This is a genomic window from Corallococcus sp. AB038B (assembly GCF_003668955.1).
Taxonomy (GTDB): Bacteria; Myxococcota; Myxococcia; order Myxococcales; family Myxococcaceae; genus Corallococcus; species Corallococcus exiguus.
In genome coordinates this window covers 82,577-104,850 of record NZ_RAWO01000016.1, presented here as the reverse complement: position 1 = coordinate 104,850, position 22,274 = coordinate 82,577, and the positions used below count along the sequence as shown (strand labels likewise).

Here is a 22,274-nt window from a genome sequence, read left to right as displayed (position 1 = left end):
TTGAGGCCACGCCCACAGTCGCGCCCGCCTCCAGCGACCTGGCCCGCGGAGGCTCCCATGTTGAAGGGGGGGCCATGGCTCCGCTGTTCCGCCCGGGGACCGACTCGGTGCTGCGGGCGTTTATCGCCCTGGCACTGGGTGTGCCCGCAGTGGCTCTGGCGGGACTGCTGCTCCTCGCGCGCAACCCGCTGGGTCGAGGCTCATTCACGCCTCGCGAGCAGCCACTTCCTTTCGATCACCGCCACCACGTAGGCGACGAGGGCATCCCCTGTGGCTACTGCCATGAGGGCGCGTGGCGCTCGCCGGTGGCGGGAGTGCCGCCCACGCAGCGCTGCCTGGGGTGCCATGCGCAGGTGTGGAACGAGAGCGCCCGCCTGGAGCCGGTGCGCGCCAGCGGCTTCGACGGCACGGCGCTTCCATGGAACCGGGTGCACGCGCTGCCGGACTACGTCTGGTTCAGCCATCAAATCCACGTGAACAAGGGCGTGGGCTGCGTCACCTGCCACGGCCGCGTGGACACCATGCCGGCGGTGGAGCAGGTGGCACCGCTCACCATGGGCTGGTGCCTGGACTGTCACCGCGACCCGACGCCGTGGCTGCGCCCCGTGTCCGAGGTCGCGAACCTCACATGGCGTCCACCTGGAGACCCGAGGGAGACGGGCCGCGCGGTGCAGGCCGCGCTCGGTGTGTCCCCTCGCACGGATTGCAACACATGCCACTTCTGACCGACCCCGCACGAACGGATGACCGCGACACGCCCGTGACGGACGGGACGGAACCGGTGCGCGCGTGGCGGAGCCTGGAGGAGTGGCACACGGGAGGGCCCGGACATGAGGTCCTGTCCCGCGAACATCCTCCCGGCGCGATGCTTCCGCCCGAGGGCGTGGCGCGGCGCACCTTCCTGCAACTCGCGACGGCGTCACTGGCGGCGGCGGGCTTCAGCGGATGCTTCCGTCAGCCACCGGAGAAGATCCTCCCGTATTCGACGCCGCCGGAGGGGCTGACGCCGGGTGTGCCGCTGCACTTCGCCACGGGGCTGGAGTGGAACGGCCGCACGGTGGGGCTGGTGGTGGAGAGCCACGAGGGGCGGCCCACGAAAGTGGAAGGCAATCCGCTGCACCCAGCGAGCCTGGGCGCGGCCGGCATCTTCGAACAGGCGGCGCTGCTGGGGCTCTACGACCCCGCGAGAGCGAAGACCGCGCGGCTGCAAGGCGTTGAGGCCGCGTGGGGCACCGTGAGGGATGCGCTGCGGAAGCAGGCCGAACGCGACGACCAGGGCGCGGGGCTGCGCTTCCTGGTGGAGCCCACGAGCAGTCCGCTGGTGCAGGCGCTGTACGCGCGCATCCAGCAGCGCTTCCCGTCCGCGCGGATCATCTCCTGTGGCGCGACCCTGGCGGACGGGCGTCGCGAGGGCACGCGGTTGGCGTACGGCAGGGTGCTGGACGTGGTGCACGACGTGGGGCGCGCGGTGGTGGTCGCGGTGGACGACGACTTCCTCGCGACGACACAACCCGGGCACCTGCGTGCGGCGCGTGACTTCGTGAACGCACGCAAGCCGGAGGCGATGAATCGGCTGTGGGTGGCGGAGAGCACGCTGACCGTCACGGGCGGCTTCGCCGACGAACGGCTGCGGATGCGTCCGTCACAGGGCGTCGCGTTGATGCTCGCGCTGGCGGAGGCGGTAGGGGCGGGCCTGGGAGGGAATGCTCCGGCGAATCCCACGCGCGGAGTGACGCCAGCGTTGGCCTCGGGGCTCGCGAGCCTGCGCGTTCCACCGACCGCGCTCACGGATGCACAGCGCGCCTGGGTGCACGGCGCGGCGAGAGACCTGCTCGCGCACCGGGGACAGGGCCGGGTGACGGTGGGCCCGCGCCAGCCGCCGCTGGTGCATGAGTTGGCATTCGCGATGGACGAGTCGCTGGGCAACACGCCCCGGCTGCTGGAGCCCGTGGCGCTCCCGGACGGAGACCCGAAGGCACTGACCGCGCTCACAAGGGAGATGGTCGATAAGCGGGTGGACACGCTGATCATCACGGCGTGGAACCCGGCCTGGACGGCGGTGGTGGACTCAGGCTTCACGCAATCCCTGGAGCGCGTCCCCTTCCGGCTGTACCACGGCCTCCACGAGGACGAGACGGCGGCGCTCTGCCCCACCTTCGTCCCCGCGACGCATCCCTTCGAATCCTGGCGCGACGGCCGCGCACCCGACGGCACCGCGTCCGTGCTGCAACCCCTCATCGCGCCCTTGTTCCCTGGCGCGGTCTCCGAGGTGGAGCTCCTGTCCGTCTTCGCGGGCCTGGAGTCGCAGAGCCCTTACGAACTGCTCAAATCCCTGTGGCGTGAACGTTCGGGCTCACCGCCGGACTTCGAGGCGCGCTGGGAGACGTGGCTCGCGGACGGCGTCATCCCGGAGACCCAGGCACCGCCCGCTCGGGCCGTGCTGGACGAGGCCGCGGTGATTCGGGATGCGCGAGAGGTCGCGGGATTGGAGCCCTCCCAGTTCCTCGGGAATGCGCCAGACCTCCGAGCAGACGCCCGCGCGAGCCTCCTGAGGGAAGCCCCCAAGGGCCTGGAGCTGTCGCTGGTGCTGGACTCGCGGCTGTACGACGGCCGCTTCGCCGGCAACGCGTGGCTCCAGGAACTGCCTGATCCGGTGACGAAGCTCACCTGGGACAACGCGGCGTTGCTCTCTCCGGCCACCGCGCGGGCACTGTCGCTGGAGAAAGGAGACGTGGCGCGCATCGAGGTGCAGGGCCGGGCGGTGGAGGTGCCCGTGCTGGTGCTGCCCGGTCAGCCGGACGACACGGTGACGCTGGCGCTGGGCCACGGCCGCGAGCGCGTCGGGCCCGTAGGGCAGGGCGTGGGCGTCAACGCGAACGTGCTGCGGTTCCGGAACCTGCCATGGGGCGGCGGCACTCCGAACATCACGCGCACGGGCCGCTATCACGCGCTGGCGCTCACGCAGGAACACTGGAGCATGGAGGGACGCCAGCTGGCGCTCCAGCTCACGCAGGCGTCCTTCCGCGCGAAGCCCCAGGCGCTCCACTCACTCCAGGAAGACGGCGAGCGGCTCTATCCGCCGGGGCCCACGGCGCTCGCGAGCGGCGGCCACCAGTGGGCCATGGCCATCGACCTGCACCGGTGCACGGGGTGCAGTGCGTGCATGGTGGCCTGCCAGGCGGAGAACAACGTGCCGGTGGTGGGGCGCGAAGGCGTGCTCAAGAGCCGGGAGATGCACTGGCTGCGCATCGACCGGTACTTCCTGGGCGACCCGGACGACCCGGGCTTCATCACCCAGCCCGTGGCGTGCGTGCACTGCGAGGCCGCGCCCTGCGAATACGTGTGCCCGGTGAACGCCACCGTCCACTCGGACGAGGGCCTCAACCAGATGGTCTACAACCGCTGCATCGGCACGCGGTACTGCTCCAACAACTGCCCCTACAAGGTCCGCCGCTTCAATTATCTGGAGTACCAGCAGCGCGAGCCCCTCACGCGCCTGCGCCAGAACCCGGACGTGACGGTGCGCTCGCGCGGGGTGATGGAGAAGTGCACGTACTGCGTGCAGCGCATCGAACGGGCGCGGACCGTCGCTCGTGCGGCGCACCGTGACGTGCGTGAAGGCGAGGTCCGCACCGCGTGCCAGCAGTCCTGTCCCACGGAGGCCATCACCTTCGGGGACCTGCGCGCACCGGAGTCACGCGTGCGCCGCGAGCACGAAGACCCGAGGCACTACAAGCTGCTCAACACGTTGGGCACCCGGCCGCGCACGGTGCACCTGGTGCGCCTGAAGAACCCGGCGCCGAAGGGAGGCGCATGAGCACGGCCGACCCGCAGGTGCCCGCGCCCGGAGACCCGCTCACCGAGCACCCCATCCTGGAGGGGCGCCACTCCGACCGCGCCTACAGCGAGTCGTTGCTGGCCTTCGTCCACCGCCCCGCGGGCCGGACCTGGTGGGCGCTGATGGGACTGGGGCTGGCCGGGACCGCGGTGCTGGCGGTGGCGGTGGGCGTCACGCTCTTCGTGGGCGTGGGGATGTGGGGCAACAACATCCCGGTGGCGTGGGCGTTCGGCATCACGAACTTCGTGTGGTGGATCGGCATCGGTCACGCGGGGACGTTGATCAGCGCCATCCTGCTGCTGTTCCAGGAGAAGTGGCGAGGGTCCATCAACCGCTTCGCGGAGGCGATGACGCTCTTCGCGGTGACGTGCGCGGGGCTCTTCCCGCTGCTGCACCTGGGGCGGCCGTGGAAGTTCTACTGGCTGGTGCCCTATCCGAGCAGCCTGCGCGCATGGCCTCAGTTCCGCTCGCCGCTGACGTGGGACATCGCGGCGGTGGGCACGTACCTCACGGTGTCGCTGCTGTTCTGGTTCGTGGGGCTGATTCCAGACCTGGCCACGGCGCGCGATACGGCGAAGACGCCCCGCGCGCGCTTCTGGTACGGGCTTGCGAGCCTGGGGTGGAGGGGCTCGGCGAGGCACTGGCGGCAGTGGCGCACTGGCTACCTGCTGCTGGCGGGGCTGGCCACGCCGCTGGTGGTGAGCGTGCACACCATCGTGTCCTTCGACTTCGCGGTGTCTCAGTTGCCGGGCTGGCACACGACGGTGTTCCCGCCGTACTTCGTCGCGGGAGCGGTGTTCAGCGGCTTCGCGCTGGTGCTCACGCTGTTGATTCCGGCGCGCAAGGCGTTGGGCATCGAGCACGTGGTGACGCCGCTGCACCTGGACAACATGGCGAAGGTGCTGATGGCCACGGGGTGGATGGTGGCCTACGGCTACATCCAGGAGCACTTCTTCGCCTGGTTCAGTGGCAACCCGTTCGAGATGCACGCCACGGAGGCGGAGTTCTTCGGACCGTACGCGCCGCTCTTCTGGATGCAGATCTTCTGCAACGTGCTGGTGCCGCAGTTGTTCTGGTTCTCCCGGCTGCGCACGAACGTGGTGGTGCTGTGGGTGGCGGCGCTGCTCATCAACGTGGGGATGTGGACCGAGCGCTTCCTCATCGTGGTGGCGTCGTTGAGCATGGATTTCCTGCCGTCGTCCTGGGCGGCGTACCGGCCCACGTGGGTGGACTGGAGCCTGCTGGGCGGCACGGTGGCGTTCTTCGGCACGGCGTTCCTGATGTTCCTGAAGTTCGTGCCGCCCGTGTCGGTGAGCGAGATGAAGGAGCTCCAGCGCGAGGTGGACGCGTCGCTCCAGTTCCGGCGTGAGCAGGGCACACGGCCAGGCGGTGCGCCATGAGCCGACACTGGGTGCTGGGAGAGTTCGCGTCCAGCGAAGCCCTGGTGGCCGCGCTGAAGGACCTGCGGGCGAGGGGCTTCGAACATCTGGACGCGCACACGCCGTTCCCGGTGGAGGAGACGTTCGAAGCGCTGGGGTTGAAGCGCTCGTGGTTGCCGATGCTGACCCTGGGGGCGGGGTTGGGAGGGGCGGCGTTCGCGTACGTCACGCAGTGGTTCACGAACGCGGTGGACTATCCATTGAACGTGGGAGGCCGGCCGCTGCACAGCGTGCCCACGAACCTACCCATCGCGTTCGAGCTGGCGGTGCTGAGCGCGGCGCTGACGGTGTTTGGCGCGCTGATGTTGCTCTTCGGCTTCCCGCACGTGACGCACCCGGTGTTCGACGTGGAGTCCTTCCGCAGCGCGTCCGTGGACGGCTTCTGGGCGAGCGTGGCGGTGGACGGCGAGGACGCACCGAAGGTGGAGGCGGCGCTGCGTGAGCTGGGAGCGCGGCAGGTGTCGGTGGTGGCGGAGGGAGCGCGATGAAGCGCTGGACGCTCATGGCGCTGCTAGGCGGATTGGCCGCGTGCGACGACACGGATCCGATGGCGTCACAGCCGCGAGCGAAGGCGTTCGGGGCAAGCGAGTTCTTCGACGACGGCCGAGCCATGCGCCCCCTGGTGCCGGGGACGGTGGCGCAGGAGTGGCGCACGCGTGGGGACACGCAGGGGCTCACGGCGGAAGGGACCTGGCTTCAAGCAGTGCCAGTGCCGTTGACCCGGCAGCTGCTGGAGGAGGGGCGCACGGCCTATGAGACCTGGTGCGCGGTGTGCCACGGGCTGACGGGAGACGGGGACGCCATCGTGGCCAGGAAGATGCCGCAGCGTCGGCCGCCCGGGCTGTTCGTGCCGCACGACCACGCGAGCCAGGTGGTCTACGGCGTCGTGGAGGGCGAAGCCCCGTACACGGGAACGCAGGCCGTGACCGCGAGGGTGGGACCGGATGCGTTCCCGCTGCCCCAGAGGGTGGACGGGGAGGGCGCCGTGAGGGACACGGCCGATGCGGGGCGGCCCGGTGTTCCGGACGCGGGACGCGTGAAGGTGAGTGACGCGGACACAGCGCGGGCCCGGCAGGTGGCGCTCGTGGGGCCACGAGGCCTCGCGATGGAAGGACGGCTGAACGAGCGCTCCACGAATGGAGACCTGCCGCACCCGCCGGGCTTCTACTTCGCGGTCATCTCCCATGGCTTCGGCGTGATGCCCGCATACGGACCGCAGCTCACCCCCCATGAGCGCTGGGCCGTGGTCGCGTACCTGCGAGCCCTGGGCCGCAGTCAGCACGCACCGCTCACCGTCGCACCGCCCGAAGTGCAGGCACGGCTGCGCCAGGAGGTCGGAGCACCATGACACCTCCCGTGCTCCCACGCTTCGAGGGCGGACAACGCGCGCTGGGCATCAGCGCGGCGCTCGGGGTCGTAGGTCTTGCCGCCACTGCCATCGGCGCATTCCTCGACGTGCGTCAGGCACTGGCGGGCTATCTCTTCGGCTTCACCTACTGGTTGAGCCTGTGCCTGGGCGCGCTGTTGCTGCTCGCCGCCTTCCATGCGTCGAAAGCGCGCTGGCCCGTGGTGCTGCGTCGCGCGCTGGAGGTCACGTCCGCCACCGCGCCGCTGTTCCTCGTGCTGTTCGTGCCCCTCGTGCTGGGAATGCGGCACCTGTATCCGTGGGTCGCGCCATCCGAGGACCTGGGCGAGCACACGCTGCAGGTGCTCGAACACCGGCGGCTCTACAACAACGTGCCCTTTTTCCTGGTGCGCGCCGCGCTGTACTTCGTCACCTGGGGACTGGTGGGCCACCTGCTGTACCGCTGGTCCGTGCGCCAGGACGCGACGGGCGATGTGCGCTGGACGCTGTGGCAACGGCGGCTGAGCGGAGGCTCGCTGCCCGCGCTGGGCCTCACGTTCTCCTTCATGACGTTGGACTGGATGATGTCGCTGGAGGCGACGTGGCAGTCCACCGTCTATGCCGTCCACGTCTTCTCCGGCGCGTTCGTGGGCGCGCTGGCCTTGATGATCATCGCGGGCGCGGCCACTCGCGGCACACAGCACTTCGGCAGCTTGATGTCCCCGGGCCACTACCACCGGCTGGGCACGCTGATGTTCGCCTTCGTCTGCTTCTGGGCCTACATCGCCTATTCGCAGTTCATGCTCATGTGGGTCGCCGCCCTGCCTGAGGAGGTGAGCTGGTACCGCGTTCGCCTGGAGGACGGCTGGGGCGTGCTGTCGCTCGTGCTGGTGCTGGGCCACTTCGTCATCCCCTTCGCCCTGCTCCTGTCGCGCGAGCTCAAGTCGCGTCCGCGAGTGCTGGGGGCCGTGGCGTTGTGGCTGCTCGCGATGCACGCCGTGGACGTGGCGTGGCTGCTGTTCCCTTCGCTCTCGCCGGAGCGCGTCTTCGTTCCCTGGACGGCGCTCACCGCGTGGCTGGGCGTGGGCGGGCTGTCCGTGGCGGCGGCACTCTGGCTCTCGCGTGGCGCCTATCCCGTGCCCGTGGCGGATCCGTATCTCGTCCACTCGCTCCAGGTTCGTCCGCCATGAGCGAAGCCCGTCCACCCCCTCCGGAACTGGAGCGGTTGCCCACCGCGTGGTTGCTGCGCGTCGGGGCCGTGGCGCTGGCGCTGCTCGCGGCTGCCAGCGTCGCGGCGTGGGCCTTGTGGATCCTCTGGCGTCCCGGATCCGAGCGTCCTCTCCCCATGCCTCCGAGCACCCTGCAGGTGGGCATGCTCGACCAGGCCCCCTTCTCGCTGGACCGGCGCGCGGATGCGCTGAAGGCACGGCAGCGCGAGCGGCTGGACGGCTACGGCTGGGTGGACGTGGACGCGGGCGTCATCCACCAGCCCATCGACGCGGCCATGCGGCAGATGCTCTCCGAAGGTGAAGGGGGTGCGCGATGAACGAGCTGCTGCGCCGCCTCTTCTTCCTCCCAGAGCAGGGCTCCACCTTCGCCGTGAAGGTGGACCACCTGCATTACATCCTGCTGCTCACCACGATGGCGGTGGGGATGGGCATTGGCGCCGTCGGCCTCGTCTTCCTCGTGCGCTACCGCCGGCGAACGGCGTCGGACCCCACGCCTCGAGTGGTGGCGCCCACGTGGCTGGAGGCGCTGTTCATCGGCGTGCCGCTGTCGCTGTTCCTGCTCTGGTTCGTCCTGGGCTTCAAACAGTTCGTCTGGGTGATGAGCCCGCCCCAGGACGCGCTGGACGTGTACGTCACCGGCAAGCAGTGGATGTGGAAGTTCACCTATCCCGGAGGCCCCAGCGCCATCGACACGCTGGTGGTGCCCGCGGGCCGGCCCGTGCGGCTGCTGCTCACCTCGCGGGACGTCATCCATTCCTTCTACGTGCCGGACTTCCGCATGAAGCGGGACGCGATACCCGGCCGCTACACCGACCTCTGGTTCGAAGCCCCGAAGCCCGGCCGGCACCAGGTGCTGTGCGCGGAGTACTGCGGGCTGGACCACTCGCAGATGCGCGGCGAGGTGGTGGTGCTGCCACCCGAGGACTTCGAGGCGTGGAAGGACGCGCAGCGCCGCAACCTCCCCGTGGCCGCGCTGCCCGGCGCCAACACCGCCGAGCCCATGGCCGTTCGAGGCGAGCGCATCGCCGCCGCGCAGGGCTGCCTGCAATGCCACACGGTGACGGGCGCGCCGCACATCGGTCCCACGTGGCTGGGGCTGTACGGCAGGCAGGAGCCGCTGGAGGGCGGCGGCGCGGTGCTCGCGGACGAGGCGTACCTCACCGAGTCCATGATGGATCCGCTGGCGAAGGTGGTGGCTGGCTACGCGCCCGTGATGCCGGGCTACCACGGCCGGCTGAGCGCGGAGGACTCCGGAGCGCTCGTGGAGTTCATCAAGTCCCTGCGTCCCCTGCGCCCGGGAGTCACCGCGGCCGAGGAGCCCGTCTATGTCCCCACCGGCCGCTGAGTCCTACCTGACGGACGGACGCACCGTGTGGTCGTGGCTCACGACGCACGACCACAAGCGCATCGGGGTGATGTTCCTGGGGCTGACGCTCTTCTTCTTCCTCGTGGGCGGACTGTTCGCGCTGGCGCTGCGCATCGAGTTGCTCACGCCCGGCCGCACCATCATGGGGCACCTGGCGTACAACCGGATGTTCACGCTCCATGGCGTCACCATGGTGTGGCTGTTCATGATTCCGGCCATCCCATCCGCCTTCGGCAACTTCCTGGTGCCGCTGATGATTGGGGCCAGGGACGTGGCCTTTCCCCGGCTCAACCTGGCGTCCGTGTACCTCTACGTGCTGGGAGCCAGCGTCGCGCTGTGGGGCATGTTCGAGGGCGGCGCGGACACGGGCTGGACCTTCTACACACCCTACAGCACGACCACGGGCACGGCGGTGCTGCCGGTGCTGGTGGGCGTGTTCATCATCGGGTTCTCCACCATCCTCACCGGGCTCAACTTCATCGCCACGGTGCACACGCTGCGCGCGCCGGGCCTGACGTGGATGAAGCTGCCGCTGTTCGTCTGGGCCATCTACGGAACATCCATCATCCAGGTGCTGGCGACGCCGGTGCTGGGCATGGTGCTGCTGCTGGTGGCGCTGGAGCGGGTGGTGGGCGCGGGCATCTTCGATCCCGCGCGAGGAGGCGACCCACTCCTCTTCCAGCACCTGTTCTGGTTCTACAGCCACCCGGCCGTCTACATCATGGTGCTGCCGTCGATGGGCGTCATCAGCGAGGCGGTGTGTGCCTTCAGCCGCAAGAACGCCTTCAGCTACCGGATGATTGTGTATTCCACGCTAGGCATCGCGTTCGTGGGGTTCTTCACCTGGGGCCACCACATGTTCGCGTCCGGCCAGTCCACGTTCGGGTCCGGCGCGTTCGGCGCGATGTCGATGCTGGTGGCCATCTTCACGGCGATAAAAATCTTCTCCTGGCTGGGCACGCTCTACCGGGGCTCCATCGCCATCGAGTCGCCGCTCATCTACACGCTGGGGTTCATGTTCTTCCTCTTCTTCGGAGGAATGATTGGCGTGGCGTACGCGACCACATCGCTGAACCTGCACTGGCACGACACGTACTCGGTGGTGGCGCACTTCCACTTCATCATGGTGGGGGCGACGGTGATGGCGTTCCTGGCGGCGCTGCACTACTGGTTCCCGAAGATGTCCGGGCGCTGCTTCCCCGCGAAGCTGGCCAACGGCGCGGCGGTGTTGATCATCTTCGGCTTCATCGCCACGTTCGTGCCGCAGTTCCTGCTGGGGAACCTGGGGATGCCTCGGAGGTACGCGGACTATCCGCCGCACTTCCAGTCACTGCACGTGGCGTCCACGGCGGGAGCGTCACTGCTGGCGTTCGGGTTCCTGGCCATCGCGGGGTATCTGGCGTGGAGCCTGAGGCATGGCGCGGTCGCGGGAGCCAACCCCTGGGGCAGCGACGGCTTCGAGTGGCGGTCCGCGTCCCCGCCACCCACGCACAACTTCTCCACACCGCCCGAGTACCCCACCGGTCCGCACGAGTACGCGAGCGAGGAGGTGTCGCATGCCGCCTGAGGCCGTGACGGAGCACTGGGGCTCCGAGGGTGCGCGCCGGCAGGCGGCGTATCTGGGCATGTGGGTCTTCATCGCGACGGAGGTGTTGCTGTTCGCGGGGTTGTTCACGGCCTATGGCGTGTATCGCTCGGTGTACCCGGAGGTGTTCCGAGCGGCGCAGCTCACGATGGACGTGGGGTTGGGCACGCTGAACACGTTCCTGCTGGTGACGAGCAGCATCGTGGTGGCGCTCGCGGTGCACGCGGTGCGGGAGGACAGGCCGGGGTTGGGCGGCGCGTTGCTGCTGGCTGCGGCGCTCCTGGGCGTCGTGTTCCTGGGAGTGAAGGGCGTGGAGTACGCGCATCACGTGAGGGAGGGCGGGCTGCCTGGGGACGCGTACCGGTTCACGGAGGTGCCGCGTGTGGGCGCGAGCCTCTTCTTCACGCTGTACTACCTGCTGACGGGCTTCCACGCGCTGCACGTGACCGTGGGCGTGAGCGTGCTGACGGTGCTGGGCGTGCGGTCCGCGTCGGGGACGTTCGGCTCGGCGTACGCGACGCCGGTGGAGCTGGGCGGCATGTACTGGCACCTGGTGGATGTCATCTGGTTGTTCGTCTATCCCATCCTGTACCTGTCATGAGGAGAGGGCCCGTGACCGAGGACGCGGTGGAGAGGCCGGAGCGTCAGCTGAGCGTGGCCGGAGTGCTGGTCGTGGGAGGGGTGCTGCTCGCGCTGACGGCGCTGACGTACGGGCTGCACAAGTTGCCGCACGGCGCATGGTCGCTGCCGGTGGCGCTGCTCATCGCGGGGGCGAAGGGGCTGCTGATTGCCCTGTTCTACATGCACCTGCGCGAACAGCGCGCGAGCAATGGGTTGGTGCTGCTCACGTCCGTGGTGTTCGTGGCGGTGCTGCTGGCGGTGTGCGTGCTGGAGACGCGTACGCGCTTCCGCCCCACGATTCCCCCAGGTCCGTTCCCGGTGGAGGCCCTGCCAGGAGCGATGGAGGACCCGAGGAGCGCGAGGCCTCCGGAGCCCGCGGGTCCTCGGGAGCCGTGAGCGTCAGGGCGTTACGCCTCTTCTCGAAGCCAGAACCAACGTCGTTCGGAGTGGAGCGCGCCGGCAAGGAACTCCGAGAAGGAGTTGGCGATCTGTGTGCAGTAGTACGGGTCGGGGAACGCCTCCCGGTAGCCGTCGATGATGGGATAGCGCCCTCCGGACTGCTGGCCCACGTCCACGATGACGTAGTTGCTGTCTTGGAGTGCGCACGCCACGTACCAGGACGCGGGCCCGGACTTGTCGCTGTCGTCCTGGAGCATGACCGTCCGTGCGCGGCGAATCATCGCCAGCGGGAGGAAGTGGAAGTCCGGGTCGACGCGGTCGAACAGCTTCGCGCCGTCGCAGTGCAGGTAGAACGCGCGCATGTCCGGGTCCAGCCGCCACTCCATGCTGGCCTCGAACGCCTCGATTTGTGCGGACGTCGCGGGCGCGTTGGGGAAGTGGTGCCGTGACACCTCCTCCAGCAGTTCGGTCATCGTCGGCATCTGGCTACTCTCCGTAGGGGTAGCTTCCCCCCGGCGTGGTCCATGGAGGCTGGCTCGCGTAGCACTGGTTGTAGAGCCCCAACAGCGTCTCGTGAACGTCCTTGGGGTAGGGAATGATGTTGTCCCAGTCGGTGGGGTTGCCACCATGCTTGAGGTCGCGAAGGTGGTGCGCCTGGTATGGCGACCCGTCCGCTTCGCGAGGCCACTCACCGAACTTTTCAGACCACCGCTCCCGGAATCCATCGCGAATGGACTTCCACTTCGCCCGGGCCGAGTCGTTCTGGGCCTTGCTCAGCGTCGGGTAGTTGCAACAGCAGTTCGTCATGCCAAACCGGCTGCCGGCCCGCACAATGTCGCCCACGAAGTCCATCTTCACGTCCGCGAGCCAGATGCAGCCTTGAAGGGCGTAGCCCTCTCCTGAGCACTTGTCTCGGCAGTAGTTCATGAGGTTGGGGCTGCACTGCCAGGGGCCGTAGTAGATGACCGTGCGAAAGTTTCCACCGCCAGGGACCCGCACCTCCGGCCCCACCCACTTCCGGATGCCGCCAGTCGCGGTCATCACGCCCTCCGCGCATGCAGCAAGGAGAACCAACAGCACGGACAGGAGCAGCCAGGCGCGCCTGGAGGACTTGATGGAATGGGGTTGCATGCCGCCGAACGCTAATGGGCGGCACTGACTCCCATCCCGCTCAGGCCGCTTGCTTCAAGAGCTGGAGTTGACGTCGCAGCCGGTCCACGCGGGTGAGGACGTCGCGGAGTACAGGCACCGTGCCGAGCGCCGCGCCGAACGCGATGTGCAGGAGGAACAGCAGCGCGGAGGGAGCTTCGCGCGCGAGGGGTGGCGAAGCGAAGGGAATCATCAGCCGGGTCATCACGGCCCACAGGCCCAGGCTGTAGAGCATTCCCAGACAGAGCGCCGCGACGGCGGTGCCCCGGCGTGGCAGCAGGAGCGCGAAGCCCGTGGCCAGTCCACCCGCCACGGCGAAGTGGATGAACAGCCCGAGCAGCACCGCGCCGGCTCCTTGGGCCGTGCCACCGCGGAAGAACAGCCCCGCCACGAGGAGCGCAGGCCTCCAGGGCTCGCCTTGCAGCACGGCCGCGAACGCGCAGGCGAGCACCGTCATCGCGAAGGCGCCCAGCGTTCCCGCGAGCGCACCTGGGAGCACGGCATCGCGCACAGGGTTCCACGGCGCCACCGCCAAGTCCGCCTCCTGACGCCGTCCGCGCATCCGCATCCCCCCTCCCTTCATCGTCGAGAGTAGGAACGGCCGCGCGGAGAGAGGACCCGGTTTACCCGAGGCGGAGACCCCGCCGGGGAAGGGCCTGACCGCCTGGAGGGCGTGGTGGACACCCCACGTTGGAACCTGGGTCCGCTTGGAGCCATGGACGGCCCCTGGGGGGAGGCCGTTAGATTTCCGGCTGTGATTGCCTCCGTCCGCTTCGAGCACTACCGGTGCCTGCTTCACGTCCAGCTCGCCTTGGAGCCATTGACCGTCCTGGTGGGACCCTCGGCGGCGGGGAAGACCGCCGTGCTGGAGGGGCTCCAACACCAGCTCGCGTACGAGCCCTCGGACTTCTGGCGGCGGGATGAGTCCCGTCCGCTCTCCATCGAGTGGACGTACGCGCACGGCGACCGCACGCGCGTGGAGTATCCATTCAGCGTGATGGACACGCTGCCCGGCCAGGGGCACTCCACACAGCAGCTGTCGCTGAGCATGGAGGCGCTGCGCGGAGCTGGCTCGTCCGCGAAGGCGACCTGGCTGGAGCGCAAGGGCGGCAATCTCGCGAGCGTCTTCGCGGCGCTGCCCATGTCCACGCGGGAAGTCATCTCCCAGGAGCTGGCCAGGCGCGTGCCGTCGCTGTCGGAGGTGGACGTGGCGCGCGACCTGGAGGACCGCTCCTTCCGGCTGCGCTTCCGCGACCGCTGGAGTCCGGACGTCTGGTTCGGCCCCGACTACGTGTCGGACGGAGTGCTGTGGCTGCTCGCGTTCCTGGTGCTGCCCTATCAGCGCCCGCTGCCGGAGTTGCTCACGCTGGACGAGCCGGAGCGCGCCCTGCATCCGGGCCTGGTGCGCGAAGTCCTGGAGCTGCTGCGCGCCATGACGCGAGGCGAATCCACGGGAGGCCAGCCGGTGCAGGTGGTGCTGGCCACGCACTCGCCGGACCTGCTGGAGCACGTGCGCCCGGAAGAGGTGCGCCTCCTGTCGCGAGAGCCCACGGACGGCTCCGTGCGCGTGAACCCCGTGCCCGCCACCGCGCTCCACTGGCGGCGCGAGTGCCGGGAGCTGCTGGACTCGCTGTAGCAGCGGGCCATCGGAACAGGCTGGGCTGTCCACCAGCGCACGGCCCCGGCTCCACGAGTGACCTGGGGGTGACGCTCCGCATATGGGGCTGACGGTTGTGTGCCTGCGTCGGCGGGCCACTCCTAACGTGGGCCTCTTCGCCCATGCCCCTCCTCCTGCCCATCCTCCTGGCCCTGGCGTGCGCGCCGCTCGCCTATGTCGCGGGCCGGTGGCGTCCGGGCGCCGCGGCCTGGATGGGCGCCCTGGGCGCGCTCGCCGCGATGGGGGCGCTGGTCCATGAATGGACAACACAGGCGCCCACGCGCCTCGTGCTCCCCTGGGCCCCCTCCTGGGGCCTGTCGCTGGAGTTCACCCGCGACGGCCTGTCCGGCCTCTATGCCGCGATGGCGCTCGGCATCGGCGCGCTCGTGGTCCTGTACTCGCGCGCGTACATGCCGCACCACCTCCACGAGGAAGGCCGTCCCGCGCGCGACGAGGTGCGCTTCCAGGGACTCCTCCTCGCGTTCATGGCCGCCATGGTGCTGCTCGTCACCGTGGATGACCTGCTGCTGCTCTTCGTGGCGCTGGACCTCACCACCATCATCTCCTACCTGCTCATCGGCTTCGACCGCGAGGACCCCGAGTCGCGCGCCGCCGCGCTCCTGTCGCTCGTGCTCACCGGCGCCACCTCCGTCGTCTTCTTCGCGGGCGCCATGACGCTGGGCCTCCAGTACGGCACCTTCTCCCTGCCGCTCGTCTTCGAACGCGCGGCGCAGAACCCCGCGTCCACCGGCGCGCTCGTGTGCCTGGCCGTGGGCGCGCTGGGCAAGAGCGCGCAGGTGCCGTTCCACTTCTGGCTGCCTCGCGCCATGGCCGCGCCCACGCCCGTGTCCTCGTACCTGCACTCGGCCGCGATGGTCGCCGCGGGCGTCTTCCTCCTCCAGCGCCTCTATCCCCTGTTCGCCCCCGCCACGGACGTGCGCCACGGCCTGCTCGCCATCGGCTTCCTGTCTCTGGGCATGGGCAGCCTCATGGCCCTGGTGGCGGATCCGTTCAAGCGCGTGCTCGCGTACTCCACCATCGCGCAGTACGGCTACGCCCTGGTGCTGGTGGCGCTGGGCTCCGAAGGCGCGCCGCTCTACGTGGCGGCCCACGCGCCGTGCAAGGCCGCCCTCTTCCTCACCGCGGGCGCCATCACCCAGGTCACCGGGAAGAAAAATCTGTCCGAGGTCGGAGGCCTGCGCCACTCGCTGCCCGTGCTCGCGGGTGCCAGCGCCGTCGCTGCGGCGGGGCTCGCCGCGCTGCCCCTCACCGTGGGCTTCTTCAAGGACGAGGTCTTCTTCCACGCGCTCGCGAAGGAGGGCCCCGCGTTCATGGCCGCCGGGCTCGTGGGCGCGGGCATGACGCTCGCGTACACGCTGCGCCTGTGGTGGGGCCTCTTCGGTGGACCGCGCCAGGACGCGCCCGCCGCACCGCCGCTGCTCGTGGCCCCCGTGGTCGTGCTCGCCGCCGCCATCCTGCTGGGCGGCGTGCTCCCGAGCCTCCTCGTCGCACCCTCCCGAGCCTCCGCGGAGGCGATGCGCGGCGAGCCCTCCACGCTGGAGCTCGCGTACCACCTGGATGCGCGAGCGGAGAACCTGCTCGCCGTGGGGGCCTGGGTCCTGGGCGCGGCGCTGTTCGCCACGCGCCGCGCGTGGACGCCCGCGCTCTCCCGCGTGCTGGAAGGCGCGTCCCGAGTAGGTGCTGAACGCGGCTACCGCCTGCTGCTGCACCAGTTGGACCGGCTGTCCACGTGGCTGCACGAGAAGGAGGTGCGCGACCTGCGCGATCGCGTGGCGTCCGTGCTGGTGCCCGCGGGCCTGCTGGGCCTCGCGGTGCTGGGCGTGACGCCGCTGCGCGACCGCTTCAAGGTGGGCTCGGTGGGGTGGGCGGACATCACGCTGGTGATGGCGCTCGCCTTCGCGTCCGCCGCCGCGCTGGCCACGCTGCGCGCGAAGGGCCACCTGCGGCTGGTGCTGCTCATCTCCTGCGTGGGCTTCAGCCTCGCCATGGTGTTCGCCTTCGCCGCCGCGCCCGACGTGGCCCTCACCTCCGTGCTGGTGGAGACCACCTTCACGCTGCTCTTCGCGGGCCTGCTGGCCCTGCTGCCCCGCGGACGCCTCGCGCGCGCCCAGCACGAGGCCCAGAACCCACGCGGACGCGACCGTCTGGCCGCGGGAGTCGCGGGCGCGAGCGCCTTCCTCCTGAGCTGGAGCGCCCTGTCCCATCTCCATGCGGACCGCGTGGGCGCGCGCACGGTGCAGCTGGCGGAAGCCGCGCACTCGCCCAACGTCGTCGCCGCGGTGCTCACGGACTTCCGAGGCCTGGACACGGTGGGGGAGATGACCGTCGTGGTGGCGGCGCTGCTCGGCGTCACCAGTCTCCTGACCCTGAAGGGGAAGAGGCCATGATCTCCTTCGTCCCACCCCTGTCGCGCCTCCTGCTGTGGCCGTCGTTGATCATCGCGCTCTCGTTCTGGCTGAAGGGCGGCGCATCGGTAGGCGGAGGCTTCCCGGCAGGGGCGCTCGCAGGCCTTGCGGTGCTGCTCCAGTACGTGGTGGCGGGTCGAGACCAGGCCCGGCGCTACGTGGCGGTGCGGTACGCGGCGCCGCTGGCGGGCGTGGGGCTGCTGCTCGTGGTGGGCACCGCGTTCCTGCCCGTGCTCGCGGGCTACACGCCCATGAGCCTCTTCCCCCGCCCGGACCAGCCGGAGCTGGGCATGGGAGGCCTCCACCTGCACACCGCGCTCATCTTCGAGGGAGGACTGATGCTCATCGTCTTCGGGCTGGTGGTCACCGTCATCGACCGCTTCGCCCTGCGCACGGGAGCAGAGGAAGAGCCCGGACCATGATTCTCATCGCGTCCCTGGTGGTGGGCCTGCTGTTCGCGTGCGGCGTGCGCATGGTGCTGGAGCGCGAGCTGGTGCGCGTGGCGTGCGGCACGGTGCTCATCACCAACTCCAGCGTCCTGCTCATCCTCGCGGGCTCCTTCCCGGAGCGCGGCGAGGCGTTGAGCGTGCAGCAGGGCTGGCCGGTGACGGACCCAGTGCTCCAGTCGCTGGCGCTCACGGCCATCGTCATCGGCTTCGCGGTGTCCGCGCTGCTGCTCACGCTGGTGCACCGCACGCAGCGGGCGCACGGCTCGTTGCGCACGGACCGGTTGGTGGAAGCGGAGCTCAAGCGCGTGCACGCCGTGGAGAGGGAGGAGGACCCCTGATGCCGCTCTGGGGTCCGTTGCTCCTGCCGTGGGTGCTGGGCGTGGTGCTGGCGTTCCTGGACGGGCGCCGCGCGTGGGTGGCGTGGCTGGCCATCGCGGGGCTCGCGGGCACGCTCGTGTGCACGGTGTGGCTGTTGCCCCAGGCCTGGAGCGCGCAGGCGCCCCAGTTCGTCACGGGAGACTGGCCCGTGGGCGTGGGCATCCGCCTTCGAGCGGATCAGCTCTCCATCGTGTTCGCGCTGGTGTCCACCGCGGTGCTGCTGGGAACGCTCGTGTACGAGCACGTGGCGGGAGGCATCACGTCGCGCAGCTTCCCCGCGCTGGTGGTCTTCATGGGCGCGGGGCTCACAGGGGTGTTCTTCACGTCGGACGCGTTCAACTTCTACGTCTTCTTCGAGCTGGCGATGACGGCCGCGTTCGGGCTGGCGTCGTATGGCGAGAAGCCCCGCAACCTGCGCGCCGCGTTCACCTTCGTGGTGGTGAACCTGATGGGGTCCACGCTGTTCCTCACGGCGGTGGTGATGCTGTACCTGACCACCGGCACGCTGGACATGCTGTCCATCATCGCGTGGGGACAGGCCGGGCCGCCGTTCGCGCTGCTGGTGCCGGGCACGCTGCTGCTGTGCGCGTTCGGGGTGAAGCTGGGCTTCTTCCCGTTCCACTTCTGGGCACCCGCGGTGTACCGGGACGCGGGCCCCACAGTGGCGGCGCTGCTCGCGGGAGCGCTGGCGAACATCGGCAGCTATGGGCTGCTGCGCTTCGGCGTGGACGTGATGCCGCAGGTGCTGGCGCAGGCCCGGCCGCTGCTGGAAGTCCTGGGCGCGACGAGCATCCTCTACGGCTCCGTGCTGGCGCTCTCCCGGCGGGACACGCGCGAGGTGCTCGCGTACGCGTCCATCACGCAAGCAGGGCTCATCATCGCCGCGCTGAGCCTGGATGGCCGCGAGGGCCTGTGCGCGGCGGTGGCGCTGGCGCTCGCGGGCTCCGTGGACAAGACGGCGCTGTTCCTGGCGCAGGACCGGGGCGGCGAGCGGGCGCGCAGGGCCTACTCGGTGGCGGCCTTCAGCACGGCGGGAGTGCCGCCCACCGCGGGCTTCTGGTCCAAGGCCTGGCTGCTGCGAGCGGCACTGGAGCAGGGGCATGCCTGGCTCGCGGGGCTGGTGGTGCTGGCGAGCGCCCTGTCGCTCCTGGCCCTCTTCCGCGCCTACCAGCGCGAGCGCTGGCTCAAGGAGGGCGCGGCCCTGCACCGAGGCACGGGCGCGGTGGTGTACGCGCTGTCCCTCGCGCTCATCGCCACGGGCCTCTGGCCGGAGCCGCTCTTGCGCGCCGGACGCGACGCCATCCAGGGCCTGGGGACGCTGCCATGAAGCCGCGCACCCTCTTGCACATGCTGTCCCTGGCGTTGCTGTACGCGCTGATGGTGGGCAGCTTCCACCCGGTGGACCTCACGCTGGGCGCGGTGCTGGCCCTGGGCGTGATGCGCCTGTTCCCCCTGGCCGGCCTGCCGCCGGTCCTGAGCGCTCGCGAGCACTGGCGCCGCACGCTGCACCTGCCCCGCTTCGGCTGGGCCCTGGCCGTGCTGGTGACGCGGAGCTGCTTCCAGGTGCTCATGGTCATCTTCGGCCCCGCGGACCGCGCGAATCACGCGGGCGTGGTGGAGGTCCCCATGGGCGAGCGCACCGCGCGCGGCGTGCAGGTGTCCTCGTGGGTCATGTCCCTGTCCCCGGGCACGGTGCTGCTGGAGTTGGACTGGAAGAAGCGCGTGATGCGCATGCACGCGCTGGACGCGTCGGATCCGGACCGGTTGATCCGGCAGCAGGACCACTTCTACCAGCGCTACCAGCGCGCGGTGTTTCCGTAGGGAGGCGGCCTGCGATGCACGAGACCTTCTTCACCCTGGCCATCGTGTGGATGGTGGGCCTGCTGGGCGCGCTGGTGTTGCTGGCCTCACGCCAGCGGTCCTCGGCGGACATGCTCATGTCCGTGGACACCCTGGGCCTGGTCATCTGCGCGGTGCTGGCGCTGTACGGCGCGACACGCGGCGAGGCCGGCTACCTGGACGCGGCCCTGGTGCTGGCCCTGCTCTCCTACGTGCAGACCGTGGCCGGCGCCCGCTTCCTGCACCACGGCCGCACCTTCCACGACGAGGAGGACAGTCGATGATGTCCGCCATGGTGCAGTGGGTGGCCGACGGCCTGGTGGCGCTGGGCCTGTGCTTCATCACCGCCGCCATCATCGGCATGTACCGGCTGCCCTCGGTGCTCACGCGCGTGCACGCGGCGGGCGCGGTGCCCTTCGGCGGAGCGCTGGTCATTATCGGCGCCACGCTGGCGACGGCGGACGGCTGGCTGCTCCTGCGAGGGCTGCTCGTCGCCGCGTTCCTGATGCTCACCATCCCCAGCTCCGCCCACGCCATCGCCTGGCTGGCGGAGAAGCGCCCGGAGCTCGCCCACGACAAGGGCCGGCGGCACCGGCACGAACCGGAAGGCCCCGAGCGGCAGTAGCCGCCCGCACGCAGGTCCGCTCACAGGAGGGCGGAACGGGCACCCGGATGCCCCCGGGCTCCAGGGCCCACCGCGGTCACTAGCTTGATGCGCGAGGAACCTCCCCCTGCCCAGGAGCCTCGCGCATGAGCGCCACCGTCAGCGACTACCTCGTCTATCGCCTCATCCAGTGGGGCGTGCGCCGCGTCTACGGCTACCCGGGCGATGGCATCAACGGCGTGATGGGCGCGCTGAGGCGCAGCTCGGAGATGCAGTTCGTGCAGGTCCGCCACGAGGAGATGGCCGCCTTCGCCGCCTGCGCGCACGCGAAGTTCACTGGCGAGGTGGGCGTGTGCATGGCCACCTCCGGCCCGGGGGCCGTCCACCTGCTCAACGGCCTCTACGACGCGAAGCTGGACCACCAGCCCGTGGTGGCCATCGTCGGCCAGCAGGCGCGCACGGCCCTGGGCGGGCACTACCAGCAGGAGGTGGACCTCACCTCTCTCTTCAAGGACGTGGCCAGCGAGTACGTCACCATGGTGACCGCGCCCTCCGCCATCCGCCACGCGCTGGACCGCGCTGTGCGCATCGCCCGGTGCGAGCGCACCGTGACGTGTCTGGTGTTGCCCAACGACTTGCAGGAGCTGCTCTATGAGCCGCCCGCGCGCAAGCACGGCACCGTGCACTCCAGCGTGGGTTACGCATCCCCTCGAGTGATTCCCCAGGACGCGGACCTGCGCCGCGCCGCGGACGTCCTCAACGCCGGCAAGAAGGTGGCGATGCTGGTGGGCGCGGGCGCCATGAACGCGGAGGTCGAGGTGCTGGAGGTCGCGGACCGGCTGGGCGCGGGCGTGGCCAAGGCGCTGCTGGGCAAGGCGGTGCTGCCGGACGCGCTGCCCTTCGTGACGGGCTCCATCGGCCTGCTGGGCACGAAGCCCAGCTGGGACCTGATGCAGGACTGCGACACGCTGCTGATGGTGGGGACGAGCTTCCCCTACTCGGAGTTCCTTCCGCCGGAGGGCCAGGCGCGCGGCGTTCAAGTCGACCTGGATGGCCGGATGCTCTCCATCCGCTACCCCATGGAGGTGGGGCTCGTCGGCGACGCGAAGGAGACGCTGCGCGCGCTGCTGCCCCAGCTGAAGCGCAAGGAGGACCGGAGCTGGCGCGAGGGCGTGGAGAAGGGCGTGGCGCGCTGGTGGAAGGTGCTGGAGGCGCGCGCCATGAACGACGCGAACCCCCTCAACCCGCAGCGCGTGTTCTGGGAGCTGTCCCCGAAGCTGCCCGTGGACGTCATCCTCACAGCGGACTCCGGCAGCTCCACCCATTGGTTCGCGCGCGACCTGAAGATGCGCCAGGGGATGATGGCGTCCCTGTCCGGCAACCTGGCCACCATGGGCTGCGGCGTGCCGTACGCCCTGGGCGCGAAGTTCGCGTTCCCGCACCGCCCGGTGCTCGCGGTGGTGGGCGACGGCGCCATGCAGATGAATGGCAACGCGGAGCTCATCACCGTGGCGAAGTACTGGAAGGAGTGGAAGGACCCGCGCCTCATCGTCCTGGTGCTCAACAACCGCGACCTGGGCCAGGTGACCTGGGAGCAGCGGGCGATGGCCGGCGACCCGAAGTACGCCGCGTCGCAGGAGCTGCCGGACTTCCCCTACGCGAAATACGCCGAGTCCCTGGGCCTCAAGGGCCTCCGCGTGGACCGGCCGGACCGGCTCGCGTCCGCATGGGATGAAGCGCTGGGTTCGGACCGGCCCGTCGTCTTCGAGGCCTACGTGGATCCGGACGTGCCGCCCCTGCCGCCGCACATCACCGTGGAGCAGGCGAAGATGTTCGCCTCCGCCGTCGTGAAGGGCGACCCGGACGCGGGCGGCTTCCTCAAGCAGTCCATGAAGGACATGGTGGAGAACCTCCTCCCCCACAAGGGCAACAAGTCCTGAGGTGGGGCAG

General features: G+C 70.0%; 23 protein-coding genes. 20 read left to right on the top strand and 3 right to left on the bottom strand.

The window, feature by feature from the left end; translation table 11 throughout:
• Nucleotides 1–74 precede the first annotated feature (74 nt).
• From D7Y04_RS38030 to D7Y04_RS37980, 11 genes are read left to right on the top strand one after another with little or no spacing between them, the layout of a single operon-like run.
• Nucleotides 75–725: a cytochrome c3 family protein gene (locus tag D7Y04_RS38030; protein WP_120599355.1), complete on the top strand. Its 651-nt coding sequence runs from the start codon at nucleotides 75–77 to the stop codon at nucleotides 723–725.
• Nucleotides 713–3,817 carry a TAT-variant-translocated molybdopterin oxidoreductase gene (locus tag D7Y04_RS38025; RefSeq protein ID WP_121762511.1) on the top strand — a complete coding sequence of 1,035 codons (3,105 nt, stop codon included), beginning with the start codon at nucleotides 713–715 and terminating at the stop codon, nucleotides 3,815–3,817. Before D7Y04_RS38030 ends, D7Y04_RS38025 begins: the two co-directional genes overlap by 13 nt.
• Nucleotides 3,814–5,238, top strand: coding sequence for an NrfD/PsrC family molybdoenzyme membrane anchor subunit (gene nrfD, locus D7Y04_RS38020; RefSeq protein WP_120595380.1), 1,425 nt, complete (start codon nucleotides 3,814–3,816; stop codon nucleotides 5,236–5,238). The genes D7Y04_RS38025 and nrfD overlap by 4 nt, the downstream gene beginning before the upstream one ends.
• The gene (locus D7Y04_RS38015) at nucleotides 5,235–5,765 is read left to right on the top strand and encodes a DUF3341 domain-containing protein (protein WP_121762510.1); all 531 of its coding nucleotides are present in this window, start codon (nucleotides 5,235–5,237) and stop codon (nucleotides 5,763–5,765) included. Before nrfD ends, D7Y04_RS38015 begins: the two co-directional genes overlap by 4 nt.
• The gene (locus tag D7Y04_RS38010) at nucleotides 5,762–6,625 is read left to right on the top strand and encodes a cytochrome c (protein WP_121762509.1); all 864 of its coding nucleotides are present in this window, start codon (nucleotides 5,762–5,764) and stop codon (nucleotides 6,623–6,625) included. Before D7Y04_RS38015 ends, D7Y04_RS38010 begins: the two co-directional genes overlap by 4 nt.
• Nucleotides 6,622–7,812: a hypothetical protein gene (locus D7Y04_RS38005; RefSeq protein ID WP_121762508.1), complete on the top strand. Its 1,191-nt coding sequence runs from the start codon at nucleotides 6,622–6,624 to the stop codon at nucleotides 7,810–7,812. The genes D7Y04_RS38010 and D7Y04_RS38005 overlap by 4 nt, the downstream gene beginning before the upstream one ends.
• Entirely contained in the window at nucleotides 7,809–8,168 is a 360-nt protein-coding gene (locus tag D7Y04_RS38000) for a hypothetical protein (RefSeq protein ID WP_121762507.1), read from the top strand. Before D7Y04_RS38005 ends, D7Y04_RS38000 begins: the two co-directional genes overlap by 4 nt.
• Entirely contained in the window at nucleotides 8,165–9,196 is a 1,032-nt protein-coding gene (gene coxB / locus D7Y04_RS37995; protein WP_121762506.1) for a cytochrome c oxidase subunit II, read from the top strand. The genes D7Y04_RS38000 and coxB overlap by 4 nt, the downstream gene beginning before the upstream one ends.
• The gene (locus D7Y04_RS37990) at nucleotides 9,177–10,784 is read left to right on the top strand and encodes a cbb3-type cytochrome c oxidase subunit I (RefSeq protein ID WP_120595374.1); all 1,608 of its coding nucleotides are present in this window, start codon (nucleotides 9,177–9,179) and stop codon (nucleotides 10,782–10,784) included. Before coxB ends, D7Y04_RS37990 begins: the two co-directional genes overlap by 20 nt.
• Nucleotides 10,774–11,403 (top strand): cytochrome c oxidase subunit 3 family protein, encoded by a 630-nt coding sequence (locus tag D7Y04_RS37985; RefSeq protein WP_120595373.1) that lies wholly within the window; start codon nucleotides 10,774–10,776, stop codon nucleotides 11,401–11,403. The genes D7Y04_RS37990 and D7Y04_RS37985 overlap by 11 nt, the downstream gene beginning before the upstream one ends.
• An 11-nt stretch (nucleotides 11,404–11,414) precedes the next feature.
• A complete protein-coding gene (locus tag D7Y04_RS37980; RefSeq protein WP_233601770.1) occupies nucleotides 11,415–11,819 on the top strand; it encodes a cytochrome C oxidase subunit IV family protein in 405 nt (134 codons plus the stop codon).
• 11 nt (nucleotides 11,820–11,830) lie between these two features.
• Here D7Y04_RS37980 and D7Y04_RS37975 read toward each other — a convergent pair whose 3' ends face one another.
• The 3 genes from D7Y04_RS37975 to D7Y04_RS37965 are packed head-to-tail and all read right to left on the bottom strand — an operon-like array spanning nucleotide 11,831 to nucleotide 13,533.
• Complete coding sequence (locus D7Y04_RS37975; protein WP_121762576.1) at nucleotides 11,831–12,295, bottom strand: SMI1/KNR4 family protein; 465 nt, start codon at nucleotides 12,293–12,295, stop codon at nucleotides 11,831–11,833.
• 13 nt (nucleotides 12,296–12,308) lie between these two features.
• A complete protein-coding gene (locus D7Y04_RS37970) occupies nucleotides 12,309–12,953 on the bottom strand; it encodes a hypothetical protein (RefSeq protein ID WP_233601769.1) in 645 nt (214 codons plus the stop codon).
• A gap of 40 nt (nucleotides 12,954–12,993) precedes the next feature.
• Nucleotides 12,994–13,533, bottom strand: a complete 540-nt coding sequence (locus tag D7Y04_RS37965; RefSeq protein WP_233601768.1) for a hypothetical protein — start codon at nucleotides 13,531–13,533, stop codon at nucleotides 12,994–12,996.
• A 192-nt stretch (nucleotides 13,534–13,725) separates the two neighbouring features.
• Here D7Y04_RS37965 and D7Y04_RS37960 point away from each other — a divergent pair, with 192 nt between their 5' ends.
• From D7Y04_RS37960 to D7Y04_RS37920, 9 genes are all read left to right on the top strand, one after another.
• Nucleotides 13,726–14,607, top strand: coding sequence for an AAA family ATPase (locus D7Y04_RS37960; RefSeq protein ID WP_120595368.1), 882 nt, complete (start codon nucleotides 13,726–13,728; stop codon nucleotides 14,605–14,607).
• A 143-nt stretch (nucleotides 14,608–14,750) separates the two neighbouring features.
• Nucleotides 14,751–17,036 (top strand): hydrogen gas-evolving membrane-bound hydrogenase subunit E, encoded by a 2,286-nt coding sequence (gene mbhE, locus D7Y04_RS37955; RefSeq protein ID WP_121762503.1) that lies wholly within the window; start codon nucleotides 14,751–14,753, stop codon nucleotides 17,034–17,036.
• A complete protein-coding gene (locus D7Y04_RS37950) occupies nucleotides 17,033–17,476 on the top strand; it encodes an MnhB domain-containing protein (RefSeq protein WP_121762502.1) in 444 nt (147 codons plus the stop codon). The genes mbhE and D7Y04_RS37950 overlap by 4 nt, the downstream gene beginning before the upstream one ends.
• Nucleotides 17,473–17,841, top strand: a complete 369-nt coding sequence (locus tag D7Y04_RS37945; protein WP_120595365.1) for a sodium:proton antiporter — start codon at nucleotides 17,473–17,475, stop codon at nucleotides 17,839–17,841. Before D7Y04_RS37950 ends, D7Y04_RS37945 begins: the two co-directional genes overlap by 4 nt.
• Entirely contained in the window at nucleotides 17,841–19,208 is a 1,368-nt protein-coding gene (locus D7Y04_RS37940; RefSeq protein WP_120595364.1) for a complex I subunit 5 family protein, read from the top strand. Before D7Y04_RS37945 ends, D7Y04_RS37940 begins: the two co-directional genes overlap by 1 nt.
• Nucleotides 19,205–19,702 (top strand): Na+/H+ antiporter subunit E, encoded by a 498-nt coding sequence (locus D7Y04_RS37935; protein WP_121762501.1) that lies wholly within the window; start codon nucleotides 19,205–19,207, stop codon nucleotides 19,700–19,702. Before D7Y04_RS37940 ends, D7Y04_RS37935 begins: the two co-directional genes overlap by 4 nt.
• A gap of 14 nt (nucleotides 19,703–19,716) precedes the next feature.
• Entirely contained in the window at nucleotides 19,717–20,004 is a 288-nt protein-coding gene (locus tag D7Y04_RS37930) for a monovalent cation/H+ antiporter complex subunit F (RefSeq protein ID WP_120595362.1), read from the top strand.
• Nucleotides 20,001–20,345, top strand: a complete 345-nt coding sequence (locus D7Y04_RS37925; RefSeq protein WP_120595361.1) for a monovalent cation/H(+) antiporter subunit G — start codon at nucleotides 20,001–20,003, stop codon at nucleotides 20,343–20,345. The genes D7Y04_RS37930 and D7Y04_RS37925 overlap by 4 nt, the downstream gene beginning before the upstream one ends.
• 125 nt (nucleotides 20,346–20,470) lie before the next feature.
• A complete protein-coding gene (locus D7Y04_RS37920) occupies nucleotides 20,471–22,264 on the top strand; it encodes a thiamine pyrophosphate-requiring protein (RefSeq protein WP_121762500.1) in 1,794 nt (597 codons plus the stop codon).
• Nucleotides 22,265–22,274: the final 10 nt, after the last annotated feature.

Bases quoted from the DNA above. Each gene is read 5' to 3' on its own strand.
- D7Y04_RS38030 (WP_120599355.1), top strand. From the start codon at position 75: ATGGCTCCGCTGTTCCGCCCGGGGACCGACTCGGTGCTGCGGGCGTTT.
- D7Y04_RS38025 (WP_121762511.1), top strand. From the start codon at position 713: ATGCCACTTCTGACCGACCCCGCACGAACGGATGACCGCGACACGCCC.
- nrfD (WP_120595380.1), top strand. From the start codon at position 3,814: ATGAGCACGGCCGACCCGCAGGTGCCCGCGCCCGGAGACCCGCTCACC.
- D7Y04_RS38015 (WP_121762510.1), top strand. From the start codon at position 5,235: ATGAGCCGACACTGGGTGCTGGGAGAGTTCGCGTCCAGCGAAGCCCTG.
- D7Y04_RS38010 (WP_121762509.1), top strand. From the start codon at position 5,762: ATGAAGCGCTGGACGCTCATGGCGCTGCTAGGCGGATTGGCCGCGTGC.
- D7Y04_RS38005 (WP_121762508.1), top strand. From the start codon at position 6,622: ATGACACCTCCCGTGCTCCCACGCTTCGAGGGCGGACAACGCGCGCTG.
- D7Y04_RS38000 (WP_121762507.1), top strand. From the start codon at position 7,809: ATGAGCGAAGCCCGTCCACCCCCTCCGGAACTGGAGCGGTTGCCCACC.
- coxB (WP_121762506.1), top strand. From the start codon at position 8,165: ATGAACGAGCTGCTGCGCCGCCTCTTCTTCCTCCCAGAGCAGGGCTCC.
- D7Y04_RS37990 (WP_120595374.1), top strand. From the start codon at position 9,177: ATGTCCCCACCGGCCGCTGAGTCCTACCTGACGGACGGACGCACCGTG.
- D7Y04_RS37985 (WP_120595373.1), top strand. From the start codon at position 10,774: ATGCCGCCTGAGGCCGTGACGGAGCACTGGGGCTCCGAGGGTGCGCGC.
- D7Y04_RS37975 (WP_121762576.1), bottom strand. From the start codon at position 12,295: ATGACCGAACTGCTGGAGGAGGTGTCACGGCACCACTTCCCCAACGCG.
- D7Y04_RS37970 (WP_233601769.1), bottom strand. From the start codon at position 12,953: ATGCAACCCCATTCCATCAAGTCCTCCAGGCGCGCCTGGCTGCTCCTG.
- D7Y04_RS37965 (WP_233601768.1), bottom strand. From the start codon at position 13,533: ATGCGCGGACGGCGTCAGGAGGCGGACTTGGCGGTGGCGCCGTGGAAC.
- mbhE (WP_121762503.1), top strand. From the start codon at position 14,751: ATGCCCCTCCTCCTGCCCATCCTCCTGGCCCTGGCGTGCGCGCCGCTC.
- D7Y04_RS37950 (WP_121762502.1), top strand. From the start codon at position 17,033: ATGATCTCCTTCGTCCCACCCCTGTCGCGCCTCCTGCTGTGGCCGTCG.
- D7Y04_RS37945 (WP_120595365.1), top strand. From the start codon at position 17,473: ATGATTCTCATCGCGTCCCTGGTGGTGGGCCTGCTGTTCGCGTGCGGC.
- D7Y04_RS37940 (WP_120595364.1), top strand. From the start codon at position 17,841: ATGCCGCTCTGGGGTCCGTTGCTCCTGCCGTGGGTGCTGGGCGTGGTG.
- D7Y04_RS37935 (WP_121762501.1), top strand. From the start codon at position 19,205: ATGAAGCCGCGCACCCTCTTGCACATGCTGTCCCTGGCGTTGCTGTAC.
- D7Y04_RS37930 (WP_120595362.1), top strand. From the start codon at position 19,717: ATGCACGAGACCTTCTTCACCCTGGCCATCGTGTGGATGGTGGGCCTG.
- D7Y04_RS37925 (WP_120595361.1), top strand. From the start codon at position 20,001: ATGATGTCCGCCATGGTGCAGTGGGTGGCCGACGGCCTGGTGGCGCTG.
- D7Y04_RS37920 (WP_121762500.1), top strand. From the start codon at position 20,471: ATGAGCGCCACCGTCAGCGACTACCTCGTCTATCGCCTCATCCAGTGG.